The 7791-nt window shown below is 67.4% G+C and carries 7 protein-coding genes; all 7 read left to right on the top strand.

Annotated features, from left to right (window positions below; all coding sequences use genetic code 11):
• The coding region (locus ACRWK7_RS03135; RefSeq protein WP_431854717.1) for a DNA-directed RNA polymerase subunit beta' at positions 1–3074 on the top strand (3074 nt) is incomplete at its 5' end.
• 148 nt (positions 3075–3222) lie between these two features.
• Positions 3223–3918: a DJ-1/PfpI family protein gene (locus ACRWK7_RS03140; RefSeq protein ID WP_431854718.1), complete on the top strand. Its 696-nt coding sequence runs from the start codon at positions 3223–3225 to the stop codon at positions 3916–3918.
• Positions 3919–4035: 117 nt separating this feature from the next.
• Entirely contained in the window at positions 4036–4365 is a 330-nt protein-coding gene (locus tag ACRWK7_RS03145; protein WP_431854719.1) for a hypothetical protein, read from the top strand.
• A 310-nt stretch (positions 4366–4675) separates the two neighbouring features.
• Positions 4676–5047 (top strand): 30S ribosomal protein S12, encoded by a 372-nt coding sequence (gene rpsL, locus ACRWK7_RS03150; protein WP_109121864.1) that lies wholly within the window; start codon positions 4676–4678, stop codon positions 5045–5047.
• A 12-nt stretch (positions 5048–5059) separates the two neighbouring features.
• On the top strand, positions 5060–5530 hold the full coding sequence (gene rpsG, locus ACRWK7_RS03155; protein WP_431854720.1) for a 30S ribosomal protein S7: 471 nt from the start codon (positions 5060–5062) through the stop codon (positions 5528–5530).
• A 28-nt stretch (positions 5531–5558) separates the two neighbouring features.
• Complete coding sequence (fusA, locus tag ACRWK7_RS03160; protein ID WP_431854721.1) at positions 5559–7634, top strand: elongation factor G; 2076 nt, start codon at positions 5559–5561, stop codon at positions 7632–7634.
• A 36-nt stretch (positions 7635–7670) separates the two neighbouring features.
• Positions 7671–7791 (top strand): GTP-binding protein (locus tag ACRWK7_RS03165; RefSeq protein ID WP_431854722.1); only part of this gene is annotated, 121 nt, incomplete at its 3' end.

Here is a 7791-nt window from a genome sequence, read left to right on the forward strand (position 1 = left end):
ACCAGTGCGGCCTGCCGAAGAAGATGGCGCTGGAGCTGTTCAAGCCCTTCATCTACGCCAAGCTGGAGCTGTACGGCCTGGCCTCCACCATCAAGGCGGCCAAGCGCATGGTGGAGAAGGAGCGTCCCGAGGTGTGGGACATCCTTGAGGAGGTCATCCGCGAGCACCCGGTCATGCTGAACCGGGCGCCGACGCTGCACCGCCTCGGCATCCAGGCGTTCGAGCCGACGCTGATCGAGGGCAAGGCGATTCAGCTGCACCCGTTGGTCTGCACCGCCTTCAACGCCGACTTCGACGGCGACCAGATGGCCGTGCACGTCCCGCTGTCGCTTGAGGCGCAGCTGGAAGCGCGCGTGCTGATGATGTCGACCAACAACATCCTGTCGCCCGCCAACGGCAAGCCGATCATCGTGCCGTCGCAGGACATCGTGCTCGGCCTCTACTACATCACCATGGAGCGTCCGGGTGAGAAGGGCGAGGGCATGGTGTTCGCCGACGTCGGCGAGGTGCAGCAGGCCCTCGACGCCAAGGCGGTGACGCTGCACGCCAAGGTCAAGTGCCGCTACACCGGCGTGGACGACACCGGCGAGGTGACGACCACCATCGTCGAGACGACGCCGGGCCGCATGCTGCTGTCGGAGATCCTGCCGCGGCACCCGAACGTGCCGTTCAGCCTGATCAACCGCCTGCTGACCAAGAAGGACGTCGGCAACGTCATCGACGCCGTCTACCGCCACGGCGGCCAGAAGGAGACGGTGATCTTCGCCGATCGCCTGATGAAGCTGGGCTTCAGCCACGCCTGCCGCGCCGGCATCTCGTTCGGCAAGGACGACATGGTCATCCCGGTCGCCAAGGAGAAGCTGGTCAACGAGGCCAAGGAGCGCGTCAAGGAGTACGAGCAGCAGTACCTCGACGGCCTGATCACCCAGGGCGAGAAGTACAACAAGGTCGTCGACGTCTGGTCGGACACCACCGAGAAGGTGGCGACCGAGATGATGAAGGCCATCTCCGACACCGCGCCGGGCAAGCCCGTCAACTCGGTGTACATGATGGCCCACTCCGGCGCCCGTGGTTCCGCCGCGCAGATCCGCCAGCTGGCCGGCATGCGCGGCCTGATGGCCAAGCCGTCGGGCGAGATCATCGAGACGCCGATCATCTCGAACTTCAAGGAAGGCCTGACGGTGCTGGAGTACTTCAACTCCACGCACGGCGCCCGCAAGGGTCTGGCCGACACCGCGCTGAAGACGGCGAACTCCGGTTACCTGACGCGCCGTCTGGTCGACGTCGCGCAGGACGCCATCATCGTCGAGCGCGATTGCGGCACGCAGCAGGGCATCACCGTCAAGGCGGTGATCGACGGCGGCGAGGTCATCAGCCCGCTGGCCGACCGCATCCTCGGCCGCACCGCGGTCGGCGACGTGGTCGATCCGCTGAACGGCGAGATGATCATCGAGAACGGCGGCCTGATCGAGGAGGCCACCGTCGACCGCATCGACCGTTCGGGCATCGACAGCATCAAGATCCGGTCGGTCCTGACCTGCGAGACCAGGGACGGCGTGTGCGCCAAGTGCTACGGCCGCGATCTGGCCCGCGGCACGCTGGTGAACACCGGCGAGGCGGTCGGCGTCATCGCGGCGCAGTCGATCGGCGAGCCGGGCACGCAGCTGACCATGCGCACGTTCCACATCGGCGGTGCGGCGCAGCGCGGTGCGGAGCAGAGCCAGGTCGAGGCGGCGTTCGACGCCACGGTGCGGATCAACAACCGCAACGTGGTCATCAACTCCGCCAGCATCCCGGTCGTGATGGGCCGCAACTGCGAGGTGATCCTGCTCGACGAGCAGGGCCGCGAGCGGGCGCGCCACCGCGTTCCGTACGGCGCCAAGCTGCTGGCCGACGAGGGCGTCAAGGTCACGCGCGGCCAGAAGCTGGCCGAGTGGGATCCGTACACCCTGCCGATCATCACCGAGCGCGAGGGCACGGCGCACTACACCGACCTCGTGGAGGGTATCTCCATGCGCGAGGTGATGGACGAGGCGACCGGCATCAGCGCCAAGGTGGTCGTGGACTGGCGTCAGCAGCCGCGCGGCGCCGACCTTAAGCCGCGCATCGTGCTGCGCGACGAGAAGGGCGACGTCATCACGCTGCCGAACGGCCTGGAGGCGCGCTACTTCCTCTCCGTTGACGCCATCCTCTCGATCGAGAACGGCGCCCACGTGAAGGCCGGTGACGTGCTGGCCCGTATCCCCCGCGAGTCCTCCAAGACCCGCGACATCACGGGCGGTCTGCCGCGCGTGGCCGAGCTGTTCGAGGCGCGCCGTCCGAAGGACTTCGCGATCATCTCGGACCTCGACGGCCGCGTCGAGTTCGGCAAGGACTACAAGACGAAGCGCCGCATCGTCGTCCGCAACGACGAGACCGGCGACGAGCGCGAGTACCTGATCCCGAAGGGCAAGCACATCTCGGTGCAGGAGGGCGACTACGTCCAGCGGGGCGACCTGCTGATGGACGGCAATCCGGTTCCGCACGACATCCTGTCGGTGATGGGCGTGGAGGCCTTGGCCAACTACCTCATCAACGAGATCCAGGAGGTCTACCGACTGCAGGGCGTGAAGATCAACGACAAGCACATCGAGGTGATCGTCCGCCAGATGCTGCAGAAGGTCGAGATCACCGACGCCGGCGAGACCACCTTCCTGGTGGGCGAGCAGGTCGATCGGCAGGAGTACGACGAGGAGAACGAGAAGACCATCGCCGAGGGCCTCAAGCCCGCGGACGGCAAGCCGGTTCTGCAGGGCATCACCAAGGCGTCGCTGCAGACCCGCTCGTTCATCTCGGCGGCGTCGTTCCAGGAGACCACCCGCGTCCTCACGGAAGCGGCCGTCGGCGGCAAGGTCGACAACCTGGAGGGCCTCAAGGAGAACGTCATCGTCGGCCGTCTCATCCCGGCCGGCACGGGCTCCGTCGTCAACCGCCTTAAGCAGATCGCCGCCGAGCGCGATCGTGCCGCGGCGGTCGCCGAGGGCGGCGAGGAGGCTCCGGCTCTCCCGCACCCGGGCGAGAGCACGGCGGCCTGACGCGTCAGGTCATAGGGTAGGGAAGGGGGCGCGTCCTGCGGGACGCGCCCTTTTTCTTTATGACCCTTTATCCCCTCCCCGGGGCCGTGGGGGAGGGGTAGGGTAAGGGGCCGGCGCACACGCGCCGCACCCGACCGAGGACGAGCCCATGGACGCCCACGCCCCCACCTTCGGCCTGCTGCTCTTCCCCGGCCTGACCCAACTCGACCTGACCGGCCCCTACGAGGTGCTGGCCCGCGTGCCCGGCGCCAAGGTGCACCTGATCTGGAAGACGCTCGACCCGGTGGCCGCCGACACGGGGATGCGCATTCTCCCGACCACCACCTTCGCCGACTGCCCGGACCTCGACTTGCTGCTGGTCCCCGGCGGCGTCGGCGTCAACGAGCAGATGGGCGATGCCGAGACGCTGGCCTTCCTGCGTGAGCGGGCCCGGCGCACCCGGCATCTTGCCTCGGTGTGCACCGGCGCGCTGGTGCTCGGGGCCGCCGGGTTGCTGAAAGGACGACGGGCCGGCACGCACTGGGCGTCGCGGGGCTTCCTGGAGCCGTTCGGCGCCATTCCGGTGGCCGAGCGCGTGGTCATCGACGGCGCTCTGTTCACCGGAGGCGGAGTCACCGCCGGCATTGACATCGCCCTGCGCATCGTCGGCTCGCTGCTCGGCGATCCGGTGGCAAAGGGCATCCAGCTCTCCATCGAGTACGACCCGCACCCGCCCTACGATGCCGGCTCACCGGAGCGCGCGGGGGCGGCGGAGACCGACGCCATGCGGGCATGCATGGCACCGATGCTGGAAAGCCGCGCCGCCGCCGTGCGCGCCGCTGTCGCTGCGTTGGAGCGCGCGTAGGCCGCCTGGGCCGGGAACGTATGGCGCAGCTCACAGCCCTTGCCGGTCCCGGAGCACAGACTGGGGCATCAGTGCCCCGGCTTGCACCGGGAGCCCCCTCGGAAAAGGATCTGTGCCATGCGTGTTCCGCTTCTGCTCGTCGGCCTGTCGATCGTTCTGCCCGCCGCCGCGTCGGCCGGCGACTTCGCCTCCACCCGCTCCGTCGGATGCCCGACCGTGGAAACCTTTGCCAAGGGTCCGGCGCCCTGCATCCACCGCGCCACCGGTGCCGGCAGCATCTTCGGGCAGCCGGGGCGCGACTACATCCCGTTCTGGCCGCAAACCGCCGTCCAGCCGGGCGTCGGGGCCACGCTCCCGGGAACGCTGCCCGCGCGCAGCGTAGGGTGCAGCGGCCGCAACCTGTGTGCGGAAACGACCGTCAGCCCGGCCCTGGCCGCCAAGCGCTGATCCGACGCCGTCGGGCGGTTCCGGCCGGAGCGGCTGGGACCGCCCACCACAGGCCGCAATCCGTCACATCCGCGCTTGACGGGGGCAGAGCCCATCCATATAGTCCGGCCACTTCGGACCAGGGCCGGCTGCAGGCGGAGGTACGCCTGAACGCGGCCCTGCATGAATTTCGATATAGCCGCACCCGAGCTTTTTCGGACGGCGTTCGACCGACCAGCCCGCAACGAGGCGGAGACGCTTCGATGACGGGCTTTTGCATCGTCCGGCTTCGGCTGGGCGAAACACACTTGTAAGGAATCGAAGGGCTGATATGCCGACGATCAACCAGTTGATCCGTAAGCCGCGCGAGCCGCTCGCCGCGCGCAACAAGGTCCCGGCGCTGGAGGCCTGCCCGCAGAAGCGTGGCGTGTGCACCCGCGTCTATACCACGACGCCGAAGAAGCCGAACTCGGCCCTTCGTAAGGTCGCGCGCGTGCGCCTGACCAACGGCTTCGAGGTGACCTCGTACATCCCGGGTGAAGGCCACAACCTTCAGGAGCACTCGGTCGTCATGATCCGCGGCGGTCGCGTCAAGGATCTTCCCGGTGTGCGCTACCACATCATTCGCGGCACGCTCGATACGCAGGGCGTCAAGGACCGTAAGCAGCGTCGTTCGAAGTACGGCGCGAAGCGTCCGAAGTAAGGAGAAGTCCCGATGTCCCGTCGTCGTCGCGCCGATAAGCGTGAAGTCCTGCCGGACGCCAAGTATGGCGACCGCGTCCTGACCAAGTTCATGAACTGCCTGATGTTCGATGGCAAGAAGTCCGTCGCCGAACAGATCGTCTACGGCGCGCTGGAGCGCGTCGAAGGCAAGGCCAAGGCTGACCCGGTGCAGGTGTTCCACGATGCGCTGAGCAACGTGAAGCCTCACCTGGAAGTGCGTTCCCGCCGTGTCGGCGGCGCCACGTACCAGGTTCCGGTCGAGGTCCGTTCGGACCGCGCCCAGGCCCTGGCCATCCGCTGGCTGATCAACGCCGCCCGCGCCCGCTCGGAAAACACCATGACCGAGCGTCTGTCGGGCGAGCTGCTGGACGCTGCCAACCAGCGCGGCACCGCGGTGAAGAAGCGTGAGGACACGCACCGCATGGCCGAGGCCAACAAGGCGTTCTCGCACTACCGCTGGTAAGGTGATTCGAGGCGGAGCCCCTCTCGTCATGCCCCGTTCCCACCCCCTGGACCGCTACCGCAACATCGGCATCATGGCGCACATCGATGCCGGTAAGACCACGACCACAGAACGCATTCTGTACTACACCGGTAAGTCGTACAAAATCGGTGAGGTGCACGAAGGCACCGCGGTCATGGACTGGATGGAGCAGGAACAGGAGCGGGGCATCACGATCACCTCCGCTGCGACCACCTGCTTCTGGCGAGACCACCGCATCAACATCATCGACACGCCGGGCCACGTCGACTTCACCATTGAAGTCGAGCGCAGCCTGCGTGTCCTTGATGGCGCGGTGGCGGTGTTCGACTCCGTCGCCGGCGTCGAGCCCCAATCAGAGACCGTGTGGCGGCAGGCGGACAAGTACCGCGTGCCGCGCATGGGATTCGTCAACAAGATGGACCGCACCGGCGCGAACTTCTTCCGCTGCGTCGATATGATGGTCGATCGCCTGGGCGCCACGCCGCTGGTGCTGCAGCTGCCCATCGGTGCCGAGTCCGAGTTCGTCGGCGTCATCGACCTGGTCGAGAACCGTGCGATCGTCTGGAAGGACGAGACGCTGGGCGCCGAGTTCCATTACACCGAGATTCCCGACGCCCTGAAGGAGCAGGCCGCCGCCTATCGCGACCGCCTGGTCGAGCTGGCGGTCGAGGTGGACGACGCCGCCACTGAGCGCTACCTGGAGACGGGCGAGGCGCCGGACGCCGCGACGCTCAAGGCGCTGATCCGCAAGGGCACCATCGGCTTCAAGTTCGTCCCCGTGCTGTGCGGCTCCGCCTTCAAGAACAAGGGCGTGCAGCCGATGCTGGACGCCGTGGTCGACTACCTGCCCAGCCCGCTGGACATCGACCACATGAGCGGCCACACGCTGGACGGCGCCGCGGCGGTGCGCGCCACCGACGACAAGGCGCCGTTCTCGGCGCTGGCGTTCAAGATCATGACCGACCCGTTCGTCGGCTCGCTGACCTTCGCGCGCATCTATTCCGGCACGGTGGAGAGCGGCTCCTACGTGCTGAACGCGGTGAAGGGCGAGCGCGAGCGCATCGGCCGCATGCTGCAGATGCACGCCAACTCCCGCGAGGAGATCAAGGACGCCTACGCCGGCGACATCGTCGCCTTCGCGTCGCTGAAGTCCACCACCACCGGCGACACGCTCTGCGACCCGCAGCACCCCATCGTGCTGGAGCGCATGGAGTTCCCCGAGCCGGTGATCGAGGTGGCGGTCGAGCCGAAGTCGAAGGCCGACCAGGAAAAGATGGGCGTCGCCCTGGCCCGCCTGGCGCAGGAGGATCCGTCCTTCCGCGTGGCGGTCGACCACGAGAGCGGCCAGACCATCATCAAGGGCATGGGCGAACTGCACCTGGAGATCATCGTCGACCGCATGAAGCGCGAGTTCAAGGTGGAGGCCAACGTCGGCGCGCCGCAGGTGGCGTACCGCGAGACCATCACCGGCACCGCCGAGGTCGATTACACCCACAAGAAGCAGACCGGCGGCACCGGGCAGTTCGCCCGCGTCAAGCTGGTGCTGTCGCCGCTGCCGCGCGGCGAGGGCTTCAGGTTCGAGAACAAGGTGGTCGGCGGCGCCGTGCCGCGCGAGTTCGTCCCCGGCGTCCAGAAGGGCCTGGAGTCGGCGAAGGAAGCGGGCGTCATCGCCGGCTTCCCGACCATCGACTTCAAGGCCGAGCTGGTGGACGGCGCCTTCCACGAGGTGGACTCGTCGGTGCTCGCCTTCGAGATCGCCGCGCGCGCCGCCTTCCGCGAAGGCGTGCTCAAGGCGGCTCCGGTCCTGCTGGAGCCGATCATGAAGGTCGAGGTGCTGACGCCCGAGGACTACATGGGCGACGTCATCGGCGACCTGAACAGCCGCCGCGGCCAGATCGGCGGCATGGACCAGCGCGGCAACGCGCGGGCGATCACCGCCATGGTGCCATTGGCCAACATGTTCGGTTATGTGAACACGCTCCGCTCCATGAGCCAGGGGCGTGCCCAGTACAGCATGCACTTCGACCACTACGAACCGGTGCCGCAGGCCATCGCCGACGAAGTCCGCGCGAAGATGGCTTGAATCGACCGCTAGGATAAAACCAAGGAGAACCCCACCATGGCCAAGGCCAAATTCGAGCGGAACAAGCCGCACTGCAACATCGGCACGATCGGTCACGTCGACCACGGCAAGACGTCGCTGACGGCGGCGATCACGAAGGTTCTGGCCGAGTCGGGCG

Source organism: Azospirillum sp. (assembly GCF_050789165.1).

Coding starts and splice junctions, on each gene's coding strand:
- ACRWK7_RS03140 (WP_431854718.1), top strand. CDS start 3,223: ATGGACGCCCACGCCCCCACCTTCGGCCTGCTGCTCTTCCCCGGCCTG.
- ACRWK7_RS03145 (WP_431854719.1), top strand. CDS start 4,036: ATGCGTGTTCCGCTTCTGCTCGTCGGCCTGTCGATCGTTCTGCCCGCC.
- rpsL (WP_109121864.1), top strand. CDS start 4,676: ATGCCGACGATCAACCAGTTGATCCGTAAGCCGCGCGAGCCGCTCGCC.
- rpsG (WP_431854720.1), top strand. CDS start 5,060: ATGTCCCGTCGTCGTCGCGCCGATAAGCGTGAAGTCCTGCCGGACGCC.
- fusA (WP_431854721.1), top strand. CDS start 5,559: ATGCCCCGTTCCCACCCCCTGGACCGCTACCGCAACATCGGCATCATG.